The organism is Streptomyces kurssanovii, assembly GCF_040677245.1.
Lineage (GTDB): Bacteria > Actinomycetota > Actinomycetes > Streptomycetales > Streptomycetaceae > Streptomyces > Streptomyces kurssanovii.
In genome coordinates this window covers 17,887-38,439 of record NZ_JBFAQK010000034.1, presented here as the reverse complement: position 1 = coordinate 38,439, position 20,553 = coordinate 17,887, and the positions used below count along the sequence as shown (strand labels likewise).

Below are 20,553 nucleotides of genomic sequence, written 5' to 3'. Positions count from 1 at the left end.
CGCCCGGCGCCGGGGTCGAGAGGGTGCACATCGAGGCCATGGGTGGTGTGCACCGTTGTGCACCGGTGTGCATCGGTGTGACTCACCCCACGAAAGGGACAAACGATCACGATTGACTGCCAGAGTGGCTTCTTGCAGGTCATGAGTTCTTTGCGGGCCGTTCCCGACCAAAGATCCACGAACCACCAGGGGAGCCGGTCCGTTGGCAGCAATTGCCCGGTGGTGCGTCACGCACCGCCTCGTCGTCGTCCTGCTCTGGCTCGTCACCCTCGGCGGCGTCGCGGCCGCCGCGGGCGTCGCCGGAGCCGCCTACTCCAACGACTACGAGGTCCCGGGCACCGAATCCGGCCGTGCCACCACTCTGCTCGAGGACGGCTTCCACGGCCGGGCCGGCGACAGCGACACCATCGTCTGGCGCACGGAAAGCGGCAGCGTCCGGGCCCCCGACGTCGAGAAGCGCATGTCCGACATGCTCGAGGACGTCGCCCGGCTCGACGGCATCGCCGCCGTCGTGAGCCCGTACGGCAGCGACGGCGCCACGCAGATCAGTCCCGACTCCCGCACGGCCTTCGCCGTGGTCGCCTTCGACCACCAGGTCGAGGACATCTCCGAGGCACAGGCCAGGGCCGTCGTCGACACCGCCAAGGCGGCCGCGAGCGACGGGGTGGACGTCGAACTCGGCGGCAGCGCCATCGCCCTGACCGAGGCCCCCGACGGACATCTCGCCGAAATGGTCGGCGTGGCGGTCGCGGCTGTCGTCCTCTTCCTGGTCTTCGGCTCCCTCGCCGCCAGCGTGCTGCCCATCGCCACGGCGCTCGTGTCCGTCGGAACCGCCTACGCGGGCATCGTTCTCCTCGGCCATGTCATGACCGTCGCCGACTTCGCGCCCATGCTGGGCCTTTTGATCGGTCTCGGCGTCGGCATCGACTACGCGCTCTTCATCGTCACCAGACACCGCAAGGGGCTCAAGCGCGGCCTTCCGGTGGACGAGGCGGTACGCGACGCCGTGGCCACCACGGGCCGCGCCGTCGTCTTCGCCGGCGCCACCGTCTGCATCGCGCTCCTCGGGATGCTGATGCTGCGACTCGGCTTCCTCAACGGCGTCGCGATCGCCGCGTCCCTCACCGTCGTCCTCACCGTCGCCGCGTCCGTGACGCTGCTGCCCGCCCTGCTCTCGATGATCGGCATGCGGGCGCTGAGCCGGCGCGAGCGCCGCCGGCTGACCGAACAGGGACCGCAGCCCGAACTGCCGACCGGCTTCGCCGCCCGCTGGTCCGCCTTCGTCGAGCGCCGGCCCAAGCTGCTGGGCGCCCTCGCCGCGGTCGTCATGCTGGTGCTCGCCCTGCCGACGTTCTCGCTCCACCTCGGCACGTCCGACCAGGGCAACGGCCCCGCCTCCGCCACCACCCGGCAGTCGTACGACATGCTCGCCGACGGCTTCGGCCCGGGCGTCAACGGGCCCCTCACACTCGTCGCCGAGCTGGAAGGCCCCGACGACCACGTGGCGCTGGACCGGCTCCGGGAGGACCTCCAAGCGACCGACGGCGTCGCGTCCGCCGGGCCCGTCGCCTACAACAGCAGCGGGGACACGGCGGTGCTCACCGTCATCCCTGAGTCCGCGCCGCAGTCGAGGACGACGAGCGAACTCGTCGACCGCCTGCGCTCCGAGGTCCTGCCGGTCGCGGAGAACGGCACCTCGCTCCAGGTGCACGTCGGCGGTGTCACCGCCGGCTACGACGACTTCGCCGAGATCATCGTCGGCAAGCTGCCCCTCTTCGTCGGCGTCGTCATCGCGCTCGGCTGCCTCCTGCTGCTGCTCGCCTTCCGCTCCCTCGGCATCCCGCTGAAGGCGGCGGCGATGAACGTCCTCGCCGTCGCGTCCGCGTTCGGCATCGTCGTGGCCGTCTTCCAGTGGGGCTGGGGCAGCGAGCTGCTCGGCCTCGGCAGCGCAGGCCCCATCGAGCCCTTCCTGCCGGTGATCATGGTCTCTGTGCTCTTCGGCCTCTCCATGGACTACCAGGTGTTCCTGGTCAGCCGGATGTACGAGGAGTGGCTGGAGACCGGCGACAACCGGCGCGCCGTACGGGTCGGACTCGCCGAGACCAGCCGCGTGATCAACTCCGCCGCCGTCATCATGATCTCCGTCTTCCTCGCCTTCGTGCTCAGCGGTGACCGGGTCATCGCCATGTTCGGCATCGGCCTCGCCGCGGCCGTGGCGCTTGACGCCTTCGTACTGCGGACCCTGCTGGTGCCCGCCCTGATGCACATGCTCGGCGGCGCGAACTGGTGGCTGCCCGGGTGGATGGGCCGCCTGCTGCCCCGGATCAGCATCGAAAAGCCCGAGTGCCGCGAGGCCGCGCATGCGAGGATCCCCGATGCACGCGCGCGCGAGGACGGCGAGCTCGTGCGGTAACGGCCCGCGGTCCATCGGAGGAGCACTGTGTTTGCCATAAACCTCGGCGACGACGGAGCGGAACTGCGTCCCCTGGAACCCTGGCAGGCGGAGAAGTTCTTCGCCCACATCGACCGCGGCCGCGAGTACATCGGCCGCCACGTCGGCCTGCCGGACATCGTCAAGGACGTCCCCGCCGCCCGGGCCTTCCTCCAGGCGTACGCCGACAAGGCCGCCGCGGACACAGGACGCATCTTCGGGATCTGGCTGGAGGGCACCCTCGTCGGCGGCGTCATGTTCCGGACCATGGACGTGGCCCAGGGGACCTGCGAGGCGGGCTGCTGGCTCGAACCCACCGCGGCCGGCCGGGGCCTGGTCACACGCGCCGTGACCGTCATCGTCGACTGGGCGGTGGAGGTACGGGGAATCCACCGCGTCGAATGGATCGTCGCCTCCGCCAACCAGGCCAGCATCAACGTCGCCAAACGCCTGGGCATGACCCACGAGGGCACCCAGCGGGAGCTCTACCTGTACCGCGGCGAGCGGCACGACGAGCAGATCTGGTCGGTGCTGGCCCCGGAGTGGCGCAAGCGGCGGGCCGCGTAGCGGGCTGCTCGCGGCACAAGGCAGAAATCCGATGGTGCTCCTGGGCGGGCGGTGCTCCAATGCCCGGATGGACCCACGTGATCAGCAAGCCGTACTCGCCCTGTTCGACCAGCAATTGCGCCGGGACGCGCCGGGGGGCGAGCAGGCCGGCGACGTGGTGCGCCAGACCGGCGCCGACGGTGACTGGAGCGGTGTCCTGTGGTCCGCCCTGCGTCCGGAGACCGCCGATGCGGTGATCGAGGGGCAGGTCCGGTACTTCTCCGGGCTCGCCCGCCCCTTCGAATGGAAGCTGTACAGCTACGACAGGCCGCACGACCTCGGCGCGCGGCTGCTCGCGGCCGGATTCACCCCTGAGCCCGAGGAGACGGTGATGGTCGGGGAGGCCGCCCGTCTGACCGCCGGCGCCGGACTGCCCGACGGGGTACGACTGGAGCCGGTGACCGGCCCGGCGGGCGTCGACCTCGTGGCACAGGTGCACGAGCAGGCCTTCGGCACCAGTAGCGACCGGCTGCGCGAGCAGCTCCTCGTCCAGCTGGCCAAGGCTCCCGACACGATCGACATCACCGTCGCGATGGCGGGCGACCTCCCCGTGTGCTCGGCCCGCATGGAGCGCTACCCGGGGACGGAGTTCGCCGGTCTCTGGGGCGGCGGCACGCTCGCCGCGTGGCGCGGCCGCGGCATCTACCGGGCCTTGGTCGCCCATCGGGCCCGTCTCGCCGTGGCCAAGGGCGTCCGCTTTCTGCAGGTCGACGCGTCGGACGACAGCCGCCCCATCCTCGAACGCCTCGGCTTCACGGCGCTGTGCACCACGACGCCGTACGTCTACGAGCCGTGAGGCACGCCGCTGTGACCCCGGGACAGTGAGCCACGCGCTCCGACCCGCGTCCTCGAGGGCACGCGCCGCGTGATCCACGGGCTGCGATCCGCGCGCCGTGATCACCGGGGCCCTCACGCCCTCGGTCGCTACGAGCCCTGGGCCCGCACCAGTACGTCGCCGGCCGTCGAGCGGTAGTAGAGCACGGACCGCCCCGCACGCCGACGGCCCACCAGCCCCGCGTCCAGGAGCACCTTGAGGTGGCGGCCCACCGAGCCGAGACCCTGGCCCGTCAGCGCCACGAGGTGCGTCGTGCTCATCGGGCTGTCCAGCAGCACCAGCACGCCCGCCCGCCCGGCGCCGAGCAGTCTGGCCAGCGCCTCCGGGGCGGCGGCCCGCTCCGGCTCCGCCAGTGTGCCCGAGCACGGGTACACCACGGCGTTCCGGTGCACCGTGCCGTCGACGTCCGGCCGGTCCGTGGAGATCCATCCCGTGCGCGGCGTGACCGGCACGAACAGCAGCTGCGATCCCATCAGTTGCCGGGGCGGGAAGGCACGGGTGTTGATCTGCAGCCGGTTGCCGCCCAGCCACCGCATCTCCGGATGCATGTCGTCCAGTGCGGCCGCCCAGCCCGCCCGGCTCAACCGGTCCGTACGCGCGATCACATCGGCCTCGATGACGCGCCGCCGCCGTGGCCAGTCCGGCGCCACGGTCTCCCGCCAGACCCACTCCAGCAGGCCGGCGATGCGCTCCGGCAGATCGGGGCGCAGCAACAGGTCGGGCAGCGGTCCGCGATGCGCGACCTCGAGGTCGGCGCGGGCGGCGTCGGCCGGCGTCTCACGGATGCGGGCCAGCTCGTCGTAGAACTCCGCGCCGCCCTGCGCCGCGCGCTCGAGCGACGGCACCGGCGTCAGGAAGTCGGCTATCCATCGGTGCCTGCCGAGTGCGACGGGCACCAGCAGGGCGGTGACCGGATCGGCGGCCAGCCGCTCCTGGAAGGCGGGCCGGTGACGTTCCAGCCACCGGCGCTCGGCCGGATGCGCGGGCGTGTCCTTCTTCAGGACCGACAGGCTCGCCGTCGTCTCGCAGAGGGGGGACACGACGAACCGGCTGCCCGCGAGCGTATCCGCGTTGACCTCCCACCAGCCCAATGGTTTCGCCTCCCCGCGAAACATTAACTCCGGGCCCGGGCGCCTGCGGACACTCCGTCCATGCGCACCTATCAAGAGGTCTTCAAAGCACCGGAGTTCGCCCCACTGCTCGCGGTCACCGCCGCACATGTGGCGGCCCTGACGGTGAGCGGGCTCGCACTGGGGACGCTCGTCCACGACGCGACCGGCTCGCCGCTCCTCGCGGCCCTCAGCATGTTCGGCCCGAAGCTGGCCCAGATGATCGGCGCGAGTGTCCTGCTGTCGGCGGCGGACCGCCTGCCACCGCGCGCCGCGACCGTCGGCCTGGCGCTCTTCTTCGCCGTGACCACCACCGCCCTGGCCCTGCCCGGCCTGCCGGTGTGGGGCATCTTCGTGATCCTGTCGGTGCAGGGCACGATCGGCTCGGTCGGCGGCGGGGTGCGCTACGGACTGCTCACCGAGATCCTCCCCGCAGAGGGCTACCTGGTCGGCCGTTCCGTGCACAACATGTGCGCGGGAAGCCTCCAGATCTGCGGCTACGCCGTCGGCGGCGTACTCGTCAACGTCCTGACGCCGCGGGAGGCCCTGCTCACCGGAGCCGCCCTGTACGTCGTCTCCGCGGCCGTCGCCCGCATCGGTCTCACGAGGCGGCCGTCACGCGCGAAAGGCCGTCCGTCCGCGCGCGAGAGCTGGGGGACCACCGTGCGCCTGTGGGCGTCGAAACCGCGGCGCCGCGTCTACCTCGCCCTGTGGGTGCCCAACGGACTCGTCGTCGGCTGCGAGTCCCTCTTCGTCTCCTACGCTCCACGTCACGCGGGGCTCCTGTTCGCCTGCACCGCGGTGGGCATGCTGGCGGGGGACACCCTGACCGGCCGCTTCCTGCCCGCGCGCCTGCGCGACAGATTCGGTGCGCCGCCCCTGCTGCTGTTGCTCGCCGCCCCGTACCTGATCTTCTTCCTGCACCCGGCGCTGCCCGTGGCGCTCACCGCCGTGACCGTGGGGGCGGTCGGCTTCTCCGCCAGCCTGCTGCTCCAGGAACGCCTGCTGTCCCTGACGCCGAGCGAGCTGACGGGGCACGCCTTGGGACTGCACTCCTCGGGGATGCTCACCACGCAGGGCGTCGCCGCGGCGATCGCGGGCGGCATCGCACAGCTCACTTCGCCCGCAACCGCCATGACGGTGATGGCCGCCGCCTCCGCCGCGGTCACCCTCGCCCTGACGCCCGGTCTTCGGAACCTCGCACCAGTGGTCGGCCGCGGGGCGGCCGCAACCGACACCGGTCGCGAGCACACCGGCACGGGCAAGGACCTCAGCCCGACGGAAACGGCCTGACGCCCCGGCACGTGCTTCACGGCGCCGTCGGCTTTTGAAGATTCGTCGCATCCCGCGCCGGAGCGTCCGCCGCCGGCGCGTCCGGATGCGCCGCGTCCTGGGCCCGGACCGTCACCTTGCCCGAGTCGAGGTCTATCGGGCCACGACCGGGGTCGCCGTCGCCGACGTCCACTCTCGTCAGCGCCAAGCGGTTGCGCTCGTCGTCGGTGTGCTTACGGCCAGGTGCGAAGATCTCCTCGAAGGCGTTGAACACGGTCGGCCTCCCCTATCGGACCTCCAGCTGGAGGATCTTGTCGTCGCCCGACTCCGGCGTGCCGCGGGTGTCGGTCTCGCTGGTGAGGAGCCAGAGCTTGTCCCCGCCCGCCGGCACGACGGTGCGCAGACGGCCGTACTCCTCCTCGAGGAAGGGCTGCGGGTCCGCGGCGGGCGCGGTCCCGGACAGCGGGATGCGCCACAGACGCTCGCCGAGCAGCCCCGCCATCCAGATCGAGCCCCGCGCGTACGCGATGCCGCTCGGTGAGGCGTCCGTCGTCTTCCACTGCGCGACGGGGTCGACGAAGCCGGACCGGCCGCCCTCGCCCTCGACCTCCGGCCAGCCGTAGTTCTTCCCCGGCTCGATCAGATTGAGCTCGTCCCAGGTGTTCTGCCCGAACTCCGCCGCCCACAGTCGCTTCTCGGAGTCCCAGGCGAGGCCCTGCACATTGCGGTGGCCGTACGAGTAGACGACGGAATCGGCCTCCGGGTTGCCGTGGACCGGGTTGCCGTCCGGCGTCATGCGGAGGATCTTGCCGCCCAGCGACTCCTTGTCCTGGGCGAGACCGGTCTCGCCCGTCTCGCCCGTGCCCGCGTACAGCATCTTGTCGGGGCCGAAGGCGATCCGCCCGCCGTTGTGGACGATCCCCTTGGGGATGCCGCGGAGCACCGTGTCCGGCGCGCCCAACTGCTGGCCGGCCGGCTTCTGCTCGTCGTAGAGCAGGCGGGCGATGCGGTTGTCGGAGGCGGTGGTGAAGTACACGTAGACCTGGCGGTCGGAGGCGAACGAGGGGGAGATCGCGAGACCCAGCAGACCGCCCTCGCCGCCCGGTGCGACGCCCGGCACGGAACCGATCTCGGTCTTCTCCCCGCTCTCCGCGTCGACCCGGGTGATCGTCCCCTCGTCCCGCGAGGTGATCAGCAGGTCGCCGCCAGGCAGGACGGCCGCGCCCCAGGGGGACTTGAGGTCCTCCGCCAGGGTGGACACGACCTTGACGGAGCCCTTCGCCGGCGGGCCCGCGGAGCTGGGCGCGGGGCTCGGCGCCGTGGTCGAGGGCGAGGCGGCTTCCTTGGAGGCGCCGGGCGTACCGGCGGACGGACTCGTCCCGTCGCCTGACGAGCATCCGGCCGCAAAGAGGAGTGCGACGGCGGCCATTACGGCCGTCACTGCAGGACGGTGCACGGTTCTGATCCCTTCGACGGCGGCTGGAGCTGCCTTCCTGTTCTTCTTACACCGCCGCCGCCGTTCAGGTTCCCGATCTTGCGGAGAAGCCGGGCAGGCGTCAGCGTGCCGGGACCGCCGGGACGCCTCTGGAGTGGTCCGCGTGCCAGTTTCGCCGAGACGCGTCTGGAGCGGTCAGCGTGCCGGGTCCGCCGAGACGCAGCGGCAGCGGGCGTCCCGTTCCGCAGGGAAGCAGCCGCTGCGCTCAGTCCCACGAACCCCGTGCCGGCGGCAGCGCCTCGATCTCCGCCAGGTCGTACGCCGTGAGCTTCAGCTTCCACGCGCCCGCGTTCTCCACCGCCCACTCCGGCCGCTTCGTTCCGGGCACCGGCACCACGTGACGTCCCTGGGCCAGCACCCAGGCCAGGGCCACCTGCGCCGGTGTGACGGAGCCCCCGTGCCGTGCGGCGACCCGGCGCAGTCCCGCCACGACCGACTGGTTGGCCGCCATCATCTCCGCCGTGAACCGGGGGTGGCGCGCCCGTACGTCGTCCGGCTCGAAGCCCTGCCCCGGGGTGAGCGTGCCCGTCAGGAAACCGTTCCCCAGCGGTGTGGCCGCGAGGAAGCCCACCCCCCGCGCCTCGCACCACGGGAGCAGCCGTTCCAGGGCCCGGGGCGACCACACCGACAGCTCCGCCTGCACCGTGCTCACCGGGAACACCTGCTGCATCCGCTCCAGTTGGCGAATCGTTCCCTCGTACACGTCGCCCCCGGAGCGGCGTGACGCCCGCGCACCGACGGCGCACATCCCGAGCGCCCGCACCTTGCCGGCGCCCACCAGCTCCGCCATCGCGCCCCAGGTCTCCTCCACGGGCACCTCGGGGTCGGCGCGGTGGAGCTGGTACAGGTCGATCACATCGGTCTGGAGCCGCCGCAGCGAGGCGTCGCAGGCACGCTTCACATAGCCGGGCCGCCCGTTGGCGACGATGTGCTGGTCGCCGACGAGCAGGCCCGCCTTCGTCGACACGAAGGCGTCCGCGCGCCGCTCCTTGAGGACCCGGCCCAGCAGCAGCTCGTTGGTGAACGGGCCGTACATGTCGGCCGTGTCCAGCAGGCTCGAACCGGCGTCGAGCGCGCTGTGGACGGTACGGAGCGACCGGTCCCCGCGCTGCTGGGAGCTGCTGTAGGCCCAGCTCATCGGCATGCAGCCGAGCCCCACGGCGCCCACTTCGAGGCCCGCCGCACCGATCGCCCTGCGCTCCAACTCCCCGTACCTCTCCCTCGGCCGCTCCCCAAACTAACCAATGGGCGCCCGGGGCCTTCGCATAGCCTCCTGACCATGACTGCTGATGTGTGGCTCCCCGTCCCGGCCGACGAGATCGACGGCCTCCCCGCCCCGTCCGCGACCGGCCTGACGTACCGGTTCTGGGACGGCGGACCCGACTACCCGGCCGACCCCGCCGACTGCGCCTTCTACGCCGTCCCGTACATGAAGGGCATGGAGGTGGCCATACGGCCGCTGGCCGCCATGAAGTCCGTACGTGTCGTGCAGACGCTGTCCGCGGGCATCGACCACGTGGAGCCGGGACTCGACCTGCTGCCCGCCGGTGTGCGGCTGTGCAACGCCAAGGGTGTCCACGAGGCGTCCACGGCCGAGCTCGCCCTCGCACTCGTCCTCGCCTCGCTGCGCGGCATCCCCGGGTTCGTCCGCGGGCAGGACTCGGAGCAGTGGCGGGCCGGCTTCTACCCGTCCCTGGCCGACAAGTCGGTGCTCATCGTGGGGTACGGGTCCATCGGCGCCGCCGTCGAGGACCGGCTCGCGCCGTTCGAGTGTGCGCGGGTGGCGCGCGTCGCGCGCTCCGCCCGTACAACGGAGCGCGGCGAAGTGCGCGCACTCACCGACCTTCCCGTCCTGTTGCCGGACGCCGATGTCGTGATCCTGTCCACCCCGCTCACCGACCGGACGAAGGGCCTGGTGGGGGCCGACTTCCTGAGCCGGATGAAGGACGGCGCGCTGCTCGTCAACATCGCCCGCGGTCCGGTCGTCGACACAAAGGCGCTGCTCGCGGAGGTGGAGACGGGTCGGATCACCGCCGCTCTCGATGTCACGGATCCCGAGCCGCTGCCCGCCGGGCATCCGCTCTGGCACGCCCGCGGCGTACTCATCAGCCCCCATGTCGGCGGCTCCACCTCGGCGTTCATGCCGCGTGCCAAGCGGCTGCTGGCCGATCAGGTCAGCCGCTTCGCGTCGGGCGATGACTTGCGGAATGTCGTCGTGACGACCGGATAACGACCTTCGGGCCGGTCCCGTTCCGACACGCTTCGAAGTCACTCGAATGCGCCGCGTGCCTTAATCGCCAGAGATCGTCACGGAGAGTAGAGGGGCTATGTCCCTGAGTGACGATATTGGTGTATCGTCCCGACCTGGGGGCTGCACCGTGCGAGGGGTGGTGCTGTGGCGCGAACTGATTGCCGATCAGACGTGAGGGGGGCGACGGGCGATGCATGGCCGATGGACCGACGATCCGACGCGGCAGGGCAGCCGCTGGCGACTCCCGCGCACCGCGCTGCGCGGAGCGACGAATCCTACGGCCGCGCCCCAGGCCTCCGTACCGCCCGCGCCCCCGGGGACGGCGGCGCGACCCCGGACCGCGCGATGAGCGCGCCGGGGGCGCTGGTGTTCCGGGACGCGCTGCCGCGCGGCGGCTCGAGGCTGAAGCACCAGCTCGTCCTGGCCTTCCTCTGCGGCGGGTACGGAGTGGGGGCCGCCTTCGGCTGGGGCTCGGGCCGACTGGCTCTGATCATGGGCGACTTCGGCCTCAGCCTGGCCGCCCTGATCGCCGCGGTCTCGTGCCTGCTCTACGCCCGTACGCAGAAGTGCCGCTTCCGTCCCGCGTGGCTGCTGTTCGCGTTCTCCTCCGCCATGGCGGCGGCGGGGAACGCCGTCTGGGGCTGGTACGAGGTGGTGCTCGGCCGCGCCGTGCCGAGCACGTCCGTGGCCGATCTGTTCTTCCTCTGCTTCGCGCCGCCCGCCATCGTCGGACTGCTGGTCCTGGCCAAGCGGCCGGTCTCCAAGGCCGGCTGGGTCTGCCTCGCGCTCGACGCCTGGCTGATCGGCGGCTCGCTGCTCACGCTCTCGTGGAGCCTCGCGCTCGCGCACACCGCGCACGCGCAGGGCGAGAGCGTGGCCCCGGCCGCTCTCGCGCTGGCCTATCCGCTGCTGGACATCGTGCTGGTCAGCATGGTGCTCGCGCTGCACTTCCGCCGCTCTCCCGCCAACCGGTCCGCGGTCAACACCGCGATCGCCGGCCTCGCGCTCACGGTGCTGTGCGACGCCCTGTTCACGTCCCCGCTGCTGCGGGAGAGCTACAGCTCCGGCCAACTGCTCGACGCCGGCTGGTTCGCGGGCTCGCTGCTGCTCGCCTACGCCCCCTGGGGAGCGCGCACCGGTGAGCCGGCCGGTCCGCCACGGGGCACAAGGAATCCGGTGCGTCCCATAACGAGCTCACTGTCCGCGCTGACCCCGTACCTGGCCGCGGCCGTGTGCACCCTCGGCATCCTCCACAACGTCATCGAGGGGCGCCGGGTCGACCGGGTCGTCGTGTTCACCGGCTGCACCGTCGTCCTCGCCCTCGTCGTACGGCAGGGCATCATGCTCCTCGACAACATCGCCCTCACCCACGAACTGGCGCAGAAGGAGAACCACTTCCGCTCGCTGGTGCAGGGCTCGAGCGACGTCATCATGATCGCCGCGCCGTCGGGGGTCCTGCGCTACGTCTCGCCCGCGGCCGCCGGCGTCTACGGGCGTGACGCGGAGGAACTGGTCGGCACCGAGCTCGCCTCGCTCATCCATCCGGAGGACCTCGGCCGCGTCGTCCACGAGCTGCGCCGCTTCCTGGCCGCCGAGCCGTCGACGGAGCCGACCACACGCATGGAGTGCCGGTTCCGGTCCGGCTCCGGCGACTGGCTCAACGTGGAGTCGACGGTCAGCCGTCACCAGGGCGGCCTGATCTTCAACAGCCGGGACGTCACGGAACGGGTGCGGCTGCAGGCCCAGTTACAGCACAACGCGGAGCACGACCCGCTCACCGACCTGCCCAACCGCGCGCTCTTCACCGAGCGGGTCAGAGGGGCCCTGACGGGCCGCAGGGCGGGCGACGAGGGCACCGCCGTGCTCTTCATCGACCTCGACGGCTTCAAGGGCGTCAACGACCGGCTCGGCCACCAGGCGGGCGACGAGCTGCTGATCCAGGCGGCGCGGCGGCTCGCCGACTCCGTACGGGCCGCGGACACGGCCGCCCGGCTCGGCGGCGACGAGTTCGCCGCCCTGATCGTCGGCGACGGCTCAGGGGACAGGTCCGCCCGCGAGTCGCAGGTGCTGGAGATCGCCGACCGGCTGCGGCTGATGCTTTCCCAGCCGTACCGCATCGACGGCGGTGAGGTACGCGTGGCGGCCTCCATCGGCGTCGCCTTCGCCGAACCCGCGATGAGCCCCACCGACCTGATGCGCAACGCCGACCTCGCCATGTACCGGGCCAAGGCCGCGGGCAAGGACCGCGTCGAGCTGTACGCGCCCCAGATGCAGGCCGAGGTGGTCCGGCGCACCGAACTGGCCGCGCGGCTGCGCAGCGCCCTGCACGAGGGCGAGTTCGCGCTGCTGCACCAGCCGGTGGTGAGCCTCACCACCGGCCGGATCGCGGCGGTCTCCGCACAGGCCCGCTGGCGCTCCGCCCAGGGCATCCTCTTCACCCCTGCCGAGTTCCTGCGGGTCTCCGACGACGGCGACCGCAGCGCCGAGCTCGGCCGCTGGCTGCTGGAGGAGGCCGTCGGCCAGGCGGCGGAACGCGCCGGAGCGGGCCACCGGACAACGGTGTCGGTGCGACTGCCGGCGCGTCTGCTGCTGGACAGGGCGCTGCCGCTCGGCTCCATCGAGGCCCTGCTCACCCGGCACGGCCTGCCGTCGGGCGCACTGGTCATCGAGCTCGCGGACAGTGATCCGCGCATCTCCTTCGACGAGCTCGAGCAGCGGCTGACCGCCCTGCGCAGGATGGGCGTACGGATCGCGCTGGACGGCTTCGGCAGCGGCTACGCGGCGATCAACGCGCTGCGCAGGCTCCCCGTGGACGTGCTGAAGCTGGACCGGGGCCTGATCGAGGGCGTCGTCGAGTCCGCCAGAGTGCACAAGATCACGAGCGGGCTGCTGCGGATCGCGGGCGACCTCGGCATGCAGTCCGTGGCGGACGGCGTGGACGTCCCGGAGCAGGTGCTGGCGCTGCGCGCGATGGGGTGCACCCACGGACAGGGCATGGCCTTCTCCGGGCCGCTGGACGAGTACAGGCTGCGCCGTGCGCTGGCCAGGGGCGAGTATCCGGTGCCCGACGGGCTCGGGCTGCCGCTGCTGGCCGCGGGCGTCCCGCCTGCCCGGAATGGCTCAAATAATGAGACGCGCGTCCCACCCACTTGACAGTGGTAGCGCGCCGGGGGGAGGGTCATTGCCATGCGCACCCGAATTCTCGTACTTGGAAAGCGCGTCGGCTAGCAGAGCCGCACCGACAGCTCTGCAGACACCTCCCGACGCGCTCCCCTCGCTTGCCTCACGGCACGAGGGGTTTTTTGTTGCACCGGCGCCGACAGCAGCCAGATCAGAACCGCATCAAACCTCGCGAAAACCCTCAGCTTCGAGAAGAGAACGCCGATGACCGAGCAGGCCTCCGGGGCCCACCATCCGCAGCCGCGGGCCCGTACCGGCGGACAGCCGTCCGCCACCGTCGAACACGTCACGGGTGCGCAGTCCCTCATTCGCTCTCTCGAGGAAGTAGGGGCCGACACGGTGTTCGGCATCCCGGGCGGCGCGATCCTCCCGGCGTACGACCCGATGATGGACTCCTCGAAGGTCCGCCACGTCCTGGTCCGCCACGAGCAGGGCGCGGGCCACGCCGCCACCGGCTACGCGCAGGCCACCGGCAAGGTCGGCGTCTGCATGGCCACCTCCGGTCCCGGCGCCACCAACCTGGTCACCCCGATCGCCGACGCGCACATGGACTCCGTGCCGCTGGTCGCGATCACCGGCCAGGTCGCCAGCAAGGCCATCGGCACGGACGCCTTCCAGGAGGCGGACATCTGCGGCATCACGATGCCGATCACCAAGCACAACTTCCTGGTCACCAAGGCCGACGACATCCCGCGCATCATCGCGGAGGCCTTCCACATCGCGTCCACCGGCCGCCCCGGCCCCGTCCTCGTCGACATCGCCAAGGACGCCCTCCAGGCCAGGACGACCTTCAGCTGGCCGCCGCAGACCGAGCTGCCCGGCTACCGCCCGGTCACCAAGCCGCACGCCAAGCAGATCCGTGAGGCCGCCAAGCTGATCACCGGCGCCAAGCGCCCGGTCCTGTACGTCGGCGGCGGCGTCCTCAAGGCCGGCGCCACGGCCGAGCTGAAGGTGCTCGCCGAGCTCACCGGAGCCCCCGTCACCACCACCCTGATGGCGCTGGGCGCGTTCCCCGACAGCCACCCGCTGCACGTGGGAATGCCGGGCATGCACGGTGCGGTCACCGCCGTCACCGCGCTGCAGAAGGCCGACCTGATCGTCGCCCTCGGAGCCCGTTTCGACGACCGCGTCACCGGCAAGCTGGACAGCTTCGCCCCGTACGCCAAGATCGTCCACGCCGACATCGACCCGGCGGAGATCGGCAAGAACCGCGCCGCCGATGTCCCGATCGTCGGTGACGCCCGCGAGGTCATCGCCGACCTGGTCCAGGCCGTCCAGGCCGAGCACAGCACCGGCAACACCGGCGACTACAGCGCCTGGTGGAAGGACCTCAACCGCTGGCGCGAGACCTACCCGCTCGGCTACGAGCAGCCGGGCGACGGCAGCCTCGCCCCGCAGCAGGTCATCCAGCGCATCGGCGAACTCGCCCCGGAGGGCACGATCTTCGCCGCCGGCGTCGGCCAGCACCAGATGTGGGCCGCCCACTTCATCGACTACGAACAGCCCGCCACCTGGCTGAACTCGGGCGGCGCGGGGACGATGGGCTACGCGGTTCCCGCGGCGATGGGTGCGAAGGCCGGAGCGCCGGACCGCACGGTCTGGGCGATCGACGGTGACGGCTGCTTCCAGATGACCAACCAGGAGCTCACCACCTGCGCGCTGAACAACATCCCGATCAAGGTCGCGATCATCAACAACGGCGCCCTCGGGATGGTCCGCCAGTGGCAGACCCTGTTCTACAACCAGCGCTACTCCAACACGGTGCTGCACTCCGGCCCCGAGGCCACCGGCCTGGAGAAGAGCGCCGGCACCCGCGTCCCGGACTTCGTCAAGCTGTCGGAGGCCATGGGCTGTTACGCGATCCGCTGCGAGTCGCCCGACGACCTCGACAAGGTCATCGCCGAGGCCAACGCGATCAACGACCGCCCCGTCGTCATCGACTTCATCGTCCACGAGGACGCCCAGGTGTGGCCCATGGTCGCCGCAGGCACCTCCAACGACGAGGTCATGGCCGCCCGGGGCGTCCGCCCCGACTTCGGCGACAACGAAGACGACTGAGAGCCGCAGGAAGAGCTGTAGGAAGAGGAACGACGCACATGTCCAAGCACACGCTCTCCGTCCTGGTGGAGAACACGCCCGGCATCCTGGCGAGGATCGCCGCCCTGTTCTCCCGCCGCGGCTTCAACATCGACTCGCTCGCCGTCGGTGTCACCGAGCACCCCGACATCTCCCGCATCACCATCGTGGTCCAGGTCGAGGACCTGCCGCTCGAGCAGGTGACCAAGCAGCTCAACAAGCTCGTCAACGTCCTGAAGATCGTCGAACTCGAGCCCGGCGGCGCCATCCAGCGCGAGCTCGTGCTGGTGAAGGTCCGCGCCGACAACGAGACCCGCTCCCAGATCGTCGAGATCGTCCAGCTGTTCCGCGCCAAGACGGTCGACGTGTCGCCCGAGGCCGTCACCATCGAGGCCACCGGTTCGAGTGACAAGCTGGAAGCGATGCTGAAGATGCTCGAGCAGTTCGGCATCAAGGAACTCGTCCAGTCCGGCACGATCGCCATAGGGCGGGGCGCCCGCTCCATCACGGACCGGTCGCTGCGCGCCCTGGACCGCAGCGCCTGACTCCCCTTCTCGCCTGGCGAGACCCCGAAACCTCCCCGTCCTCTCCCGCCGTACGGTGGGACGCAACACCAGCACTCCAAGGAGATATCCCAGTGGCCGAGCTGTTCTACGACGACGATGCCGACCTGTCCATCATCCAGAACCGCAAGGTCGCGGTCATCGGCTACGGCAGCCAGGGCCACGCCCACGCGCTGTCGCTGCGTGACTCGGGTGTCGACGTCCGTGTCGGTCTGCACGAGGGCTCCAAGTCCAAGGCCAAGGCCGAGGAGCAGGGTCTGCGCGTCGTGACGCCCGCCGAGGCCGCCGCCGAGGCCGACGTCATCATGATCCTGATCCCGGACCCGATCCAGGCCCAGGTCTACGAGGAGTCCGTCAAGGGCAACCTGAAGGACGGCGACGCGCTGTTCTTCGCCCACGGCTTCAACGTCCGCTTCGGCTTCATCAAGGCGCCGGCCGGCGTCGACGTCGCCCTGGTCGCCCCGAAGGGCCCGGGCCACCTGGTCCGCCGCCAGTACGAAGAGGGCCGCGGTGTCCCGGCGATCGCCGCCGTCGAGCAGGACGCCACCGGCAACGCCTTCGCGCTGGCGCTCTCGTACGCCAAGGCCATCGGCGGCACCCGCGCCGGCGTCATCAAGACGACCTTCACCGAGGAGACAGAGACCGACCTGTTCGGTGAGCAGGCCGTGCTCTGCGGTGGAGCCTCCGCCCTGGTCAAGGCGGGCTTCGAGACGCTGACCGAGGCCGGCTACCAGCCGGAGATCGCCTACTTCGAGTGCCTCCACGAGCTGAAGCTGATCGTGGACCTCATGTACGAGGGCGGCCTCGAGAAGATGCGCTGGTCGGTCTCCGAGACCGCCGAGTGGGGCGACTACATCACCGGCCCGCGGATCATCACGGACCAGACCAAGGCCGAGATGAAGAAGGTCCTCGCCGAGATCCAGGACGGCACCTTCGCCAAGAACTGGATGGACGAGTACCACGGTGGTCTGAAGAAGTACGACGAGTACAAGACCCAGGACTCCGAGCACCTGCTCGAGACCACGGGCAAGGAGCTGCGCAAGCTCATGAGCTGGGTCGACAACGACGAGGCGTGAGCCACCGGGCGAGGGGGCCGGTCCCCGGTCCCCTCGCCTCCGCCACTTCGTCCAGCCACGGACGAGTGATCCTGCCAACGAGGCGCAAGACGCACCGTGCGGCACCACTACACTGCTCAACAACACCATCGCGTCAGGCCCACAGTGTCGTGCGTCTTCCACGCGGCTTGCCCCCTCCACCGCCTGCGGCCGTCGGGACGGCCGTCCGCACTGCATCTGTGAGGACTCACGTGAGCTCGAAACCTGTCGTACTCATCGCTGAAGAGCTGTCGCCCGCCACCGTCGACGCGTTGGGCCCGGACTTCGAGATCCGGCACTGCAACGGCGCCGACCGCGCGGAGCTCATCCCCGCCATCGCCGACGTCGACGCGATCCTGGTCCGCTCCGCCACGAAGGTCGACGCCGAGGCCATCGCCGCCGCCAAGAAGCTGCGTGTCGTCGCCCGCGCTGGCGTCGGTCTGGACAACGTCGACGTGTCCGCCGCCACCAAGGCCGGCGTGATGGTCGTCAACGCCCCGACGTCCAACATCGTCACCGCCGCCGAGCTCGCCTGCGGCCTGCTCGTCGCCACCGCGCGCAACATCCCGCAGGCCAACACCGCGCTGAAGAACGGCGAGTGGAAGCGCTCGAAGTACACCGGCGTCGAGCTGAGCGAGAAGACCCTCGGCGTCGTCGGCCTCGGCCGCATCGGTGTCCTGGTGGCCCAGCGCATGTCCGCGTTCGGCATGAAGATCGTCGCGTACGACCCCTACGTGCAGCCGGCCCGCGCCGCGCAGATGGGCGTCAAGCTGCTGTCCCTCGACGAGCTGCTCGAGGTCTCCGACTTCATCACCGTCCACCTGCCGAAGACCCCCGAGACGCTCGGGCTGATCGGCGACGAGGCGCTGCACAAGGTCAAGCCGGCCGTCCGCATCGTCAACGCCGCGCGCGGCGGCATCGTCGACGAGCAGGCGCTGTACACGGCGCTCAAGGAAGGCCGCGTCGCCGGCGCCGGCCTCGACGTGTACGCCAAGGAGCCCTGCACCGACTCGCCGCTCTTCGAGCTGGACCAGGTCGTGTGCACCCCGCACCTCGGCGCCTCCACGGACGAGGCGCAGGAGAAGGCCGGCATCGCCGTCGCCCGCTCGGTGCGCCTCGCGCTCGCCGGTGAGCTCGTACCGGACGCGGTCAACGTCCAGGGCGGCGTGATCGCCGAGGACGTGCGCCCCGGTCTGCCGCTCGCCGAGAAGCTCGGCCGGATCTTCACCGCCCTCGCGGGCGAGGTCGCGGTCCGTCTCGACGTCGAGGTCTACGGCGAGATCACCCAGCACGACGTCAAGGTGCTCGAACTGTCCGCGCTCAAGGGCGTGTTCGAGGACGTCGTCGACGAGACCGTCAGCTACGTCAACGCGCCGCTGTTCGCGCAGGAGCGCGGTGTCGAGGTCCGCCTGACGACGAGTTCCGAGTCTCCCGACCACCGCAACGTCGTCACCGTGCGCGGCACGCTCTCCGGCGGCGAGGAGGTCGCGGTCTCCGGCACGCTGGCCGGCCCCAAGCACCTCCAGAAGATCGTCGCGATCGGCGAGCACGACGTGGACCTGGCGCTCGCCGACCACATGGCCGTCCTGCGCTACGAGGACCGCCCGGGCGTCGTCGGCACCGTGGGCCGGATCCTCGGCGAGGCCGGTCTCAACATCGCCGGCATGCAGGTCTCGCGGGCGGAGGAGGGCGGCGAGGCGCTCGTCGTCCTGACCGTCGACGACACGGTGCCGCCGGCGGTGCTGGCGGAGATCTCGGACGAGATCGGCGCGACGTCGGCGCGGTCGGTGAACCTCACGGACTGACCCGTACGATCCGTCGCCCCGGCCCCCGGCCGCCCGCCTCGTGCGCGCGACCGGGGGCCGGGGCGCGTCCGGGGCCGGGCGACGCCGCCCGGGGCCGTTCGCTGTCCGGTGGCCGGGCGGCCGCTCCGCTCCGGTGCCTCCGCGTGCATGGCCCCAAGCCGTTTCCCGCCAACCGGTAAAATTGGTCAAAAGTGGGCAATAGTCGCGTGAGGTCGCGGCGCACCCCGTACGACCCCGCCCGTTCCGCGGGGTCTTCCCAGCGGTACGCGGCGCCCTCGGCAACGGCCGGGCAATGGTCCGGCCCTTCGCTCACCTGCACAGGTCAGGAGGGGCACGCCATGGATCCATGGCTGATCTGGTTGATCGTCGCAGCGCTGCTGGTCGTGGCGGAGATCTTCACGCTCACCGCTTCGCTCGGAATGCTGGGCGGGGCCGCGCTGGTCACGGCGGGAGCCGCGGCGATCGGTCTTCCGCTGCCCTGGCAGTTCCTCGTGTTCACCGTCGTCGCCACGGCGAGCATGCTCTTCCTGCGCCCCTTGGCGCTGCGCCACGTGCTCCAGCCGCAGAAGGAACGATTCGGTGTGGACGCGCTGGTCGGCAAGGCCGCCTATGTCGTCTCGGAGGTGACGGGCCTGGAAGGCAGGGTCCGCATCGGTGGCGAGGAATGGACCGCCCGCGCGTACGACGAGACGCTGGTGATCCCTCCGGGAACGACCGTCGACGTCATGGAGATCAGCGGCACCACCGCGCTCGTCTACCCCCGGGAGTGATCCATGGAAGCCTCGGCCGCTCTCATCGCCGGCCTGATCGTCGCGCTCATCGCCGTCTTCACCGTGGTGCGAGCGGTACGGATCGTGCCGCAGGCGCGTGCTCGCAACGTCGAACGGCTCGGCCGTTATCACCGCACACTCCAACCCGGGCTCAACCTCGTCATCCCCTACATCGACCGCGTCCATCCGGTGATCGACCTGCGGGAACAGGTCGTGTCCTTCAGGCCGCAGCCGGTCATCACCGAGGACAACCTCGTCGTCGAGATCGACAGCGTCCTGTACTTCCAGGTCACCGATCCCCGGGCGGCCTTCTACGAGATCGCGAACTTCCTGCAGGCGGTCGAGCAGCTCACGGTCACCACTTTGCGCAACGTCGTGGGCTCCATGGACCTGGAGAAGACGCTGACCTCCCGCGACACCATCAACAGCCAGCTCCGCGGCGTGCTCGACGACGCCACCGGCAAGTGGGGACTAAGGGTCAACCGGGTGGAGATCAAGGCCATCGACCCCCCGCAGTCCATCAAGGACGCGATGCAGAAGCAGATGCGGGCCGAGCGGGACAAGCGTGCCGCGATTCTCGGTGCCGAAGGGCAGCGCCAGTCGCAGATCCTGACCGCTGAGGGTGACAAGCAGTCCGCCGTCCTCCGCGCGGAGGGCAACCGCACCGCCGAGATCCTCAAGGCGGAGGGCCAGTCCCGGGCCATCGACGAGGTGTTCCAGGCCGTGCACCGCAACGACCCCGACCCGAAGTTGCTCGCCTACCAGTACCTCCAGACGCTGCCTCAGCTGGCCCAGGGGCAGGGCAGCACCTTCTGGGTGATCCCCAGCGAAGTCACCTCCGCACTGGAGGGGGTGTCCCGCGCCTTCGGCGAAGTGCTGCCGCAGTCGCCGGCGACACGGGAGACCTCCTCCGACGACAGGTCCGTCCAGGCCGCCGACGACGCGGCGCAGGCGGCGGAAGCCGCCGCGGAGGCGCTCGCCGACGCGGCCAGGGCCGACGAGTCCGCGACCGGCCGCCGCCCTCCCGCCCCGCCCACCGCGGGCTGACGGTGGACGAGCGCCACCG

The 20,553-nt window shown here is 70.9% G+C and carries 16 protein-coding genes; 12 read left to right on the top strand and 4 right to left on the bottom strand.

The annotated features are described in order from the left end of the window. Positions 1–202 precede the first annotated feature (202 nt). From AB0K36_RS22605 to AB0K36_RS22595, 3 genes are all read left to right on the top strand, one after another. A complete protein-coding gene (locus tag AB0K36_RS22605) occupies positions 203–2,413 on the top strand; it encodes an MMPL family transporter (RefSeq protein WP_364597255.1) in 2,211 nt (736 codons plus the stop codon). Between the two features lie 27 nt (positions 2,414–2,440). Beyond that, a complete protein-coding gene (locus tag AB0K36_RS22600) occupies positions 2,441–2,998 on the top strand; it encodes a GNAT family N-acetyltransferase (protein ID WP_364597252.1) in 558 nt (185 codons plus the stop codon). Between the two features lie 67 nt (positions 2,999–3,065). Beyond that, positions 3,066–3,833, top strand: a complete 768-nt coding sequence (locus AB0K36_RS22595; protein WP_364597249.1) for a GNAT family N-acetyltransferase — start codon at positions 3,066–3,068, stop codon at positions 3,831–3,833. A 128-nt stretch (positions 3,834–3,961) separates the two neighbouring features. Here AB0K36_RS22595 and AB0K36_RS22590 read toward each other — a convergent pair whose 3' ends face one another. Next, a complete protein-coding gene (locus AB0K36_RS22590) occupies positions 3,962–4,963 on the bottom strand; it encodes an ArsR/SmtB family transcription factor (protein WP_364597246.1) in 1,002 nt (333 codons plus the stop codon). 60 nt (positions 4,964–5,023) lie between these two features. Here AB0K36_RS22590 and AB0K36_RS22585 point away from each other — a divergent pair, with 60 nt between their 5' ends. Further along, positions 5,024–6,274 (top strand): MFS transporter, encoded by a 1,251-nt coding sequence (locus AB0K36_RS22585; RefSeq protein ID WP_364597243.1) that lies wholly within the window; start codon positions 5,024–5,026, stop codon positions 6,272–6,274. A 16-nt stretch (positions 6,275–6,290) separates the two neighbouring features. Here the strand turns inward: AB0K36_RS22585 and AB0K36_RS22580 are convergent, their stop codons facing one another. The 3 genes from AB0K36_RS22580 to AB0K36_RS22570 form a co-directional block, all read right to left on the bottom strand. Then, positions 6,291–6,527: a DUF6191 domain-containing protein gene (locus AB0K36_RS22580; RefSeq protein ID WP_364597240.1), complete on the bottom strand. Its 237-nt coding sequence runs from the start codon at positions 6,525–6,527 to the stop codon at positions 6,291–6,293. Between the two features lie 12 nt (positions 6,528–6,539). Further along, a complete protein-coding gene (locus tag AB0K36_RS22575) occupies positions 6,540–7,682 on the bottom strand; it encodes a PQQ-dependent sugar dehydrogenase (protein WP_435877912.1) in 1,143 nt (380 codons plus the stop codon). A gap of 271 nt (positions 7,683–7,953) precedes the next feature. Further along, positions 7,954–8,952, bottom strand: a complete 999-nt coding sequence (locus AB0K36_RS22570; protein WP_364597234.1) for an aldo/keto reductase — start codon at positions 8,950–8,952, stop codon at positions 7,954–7,956. Positions 8,953–9,027: 75 nt separating this feature from the next. On the opposite strand from AB0K36_RS22570, the gene AB0K36_RS22565 reads away from it, so the two are divergent. From AB0K36_RS22565 to AB0K36_RS22530, 8 genes are all read left to right on the top strand, one after another. Beyond that, positions 9,028–9,978 (top strand): 2-hydroxyacid dehydrogenase, encoded by a 951-nt coding sequence (locus tag AB0K36_RS22565; RefSeq protein ID WP_364597231.1) that lies wholly within the window; start codon positions 9,028–9,030, stop codon positions 9,976–9,978. Positions 9,979–10,344: 366 nt separating this feature from the next. After that, positions 10,345–13,152, top strand: coding sequence for a putative bifunctional diguanylate cyclase/phosphodiesterase (locus AB0K36_RS22560; RefSeq protein ID WP_364597228.1), 2,808 nt, complete (start codon positions 10,345–10,347; stop codon positions 13,150–13,152). A gap of 231 nt (positions 13,153–13,383) precedes the next feature. Next, positions 13,384–15,237 carry an acetolactate synthase large subunit gene (locus AB0K36_RS22555; protein WP_307708444.1) on the top strand — a complete coding sequence of 618 codons (1,854 nt, stop codon included), beginning with the start codon at positions 13,384–13,386 and terminating at the stop codon, positions 15,235–15,237. Between the two features lie 38 nt (positions 15,238–15,275). Next, the gene (gene ilvN, locus AB0K36_RS22550) at positions 15,276–15,800 is read left to right on the top strand and encodes an acetolactate synthase small subunit (RefSeq protein ID WP_159686740.1); all 525 of its coding nucleotides are present in this window, start codon (positions 15,276–15,278) and stop codon (positions 15,798–15,800) included. 92 nt (positions 15,801–15,892) lie between these two features. Next, complete coding sequence (ilvC, locus tag AB0K36_RS22545) at positions 15,893–16,894, top strand: ketol-acid reductoisomerase (protein ID WP_005311532.1); 1,002 nt, start codon at positions 15,893–15,895, stop codon at positions 16,892–16,894. A 230-nt stretch (positions 16,895–17,124) separates the two neighbouring features. Further along, positions 17,125–18,717, top strand: a complete 1,593-nt coding sequence (gene serA / locus AB0K36_RS22540) for a phosphoglycerate dehydrogenase (protein WP_364597223.1) — start codon at positions 17,125–17,127, stop codon at positions 18,715–18,717. A 338-nt stretch (positions 18,718–19,055) separates the two neighbouring features. Then, complete coding sequence (locus AB0K36_RS22535; protein WP_189471384.1) at positions 19,056–19,487, top strand: NfeD family protein; 432 nt, start codon at positions 19,056–19,058, stop codon at positions 19,485–19,487. 3 nt (positions 19,488–19,490) lie between these two features. Continuing rightward, a complete protein-coding gene (locus tag AB0K36_RS22530) occupies positions 19,491–20,534 on the top strand; it encodes an SPFH domain-containing protein (RefSeq protein WP_189471385.1) in 1,044 nt (347 codons plus the stop codon). Positions 20,535–20,553: the final 19 nt, after the last annotated feature.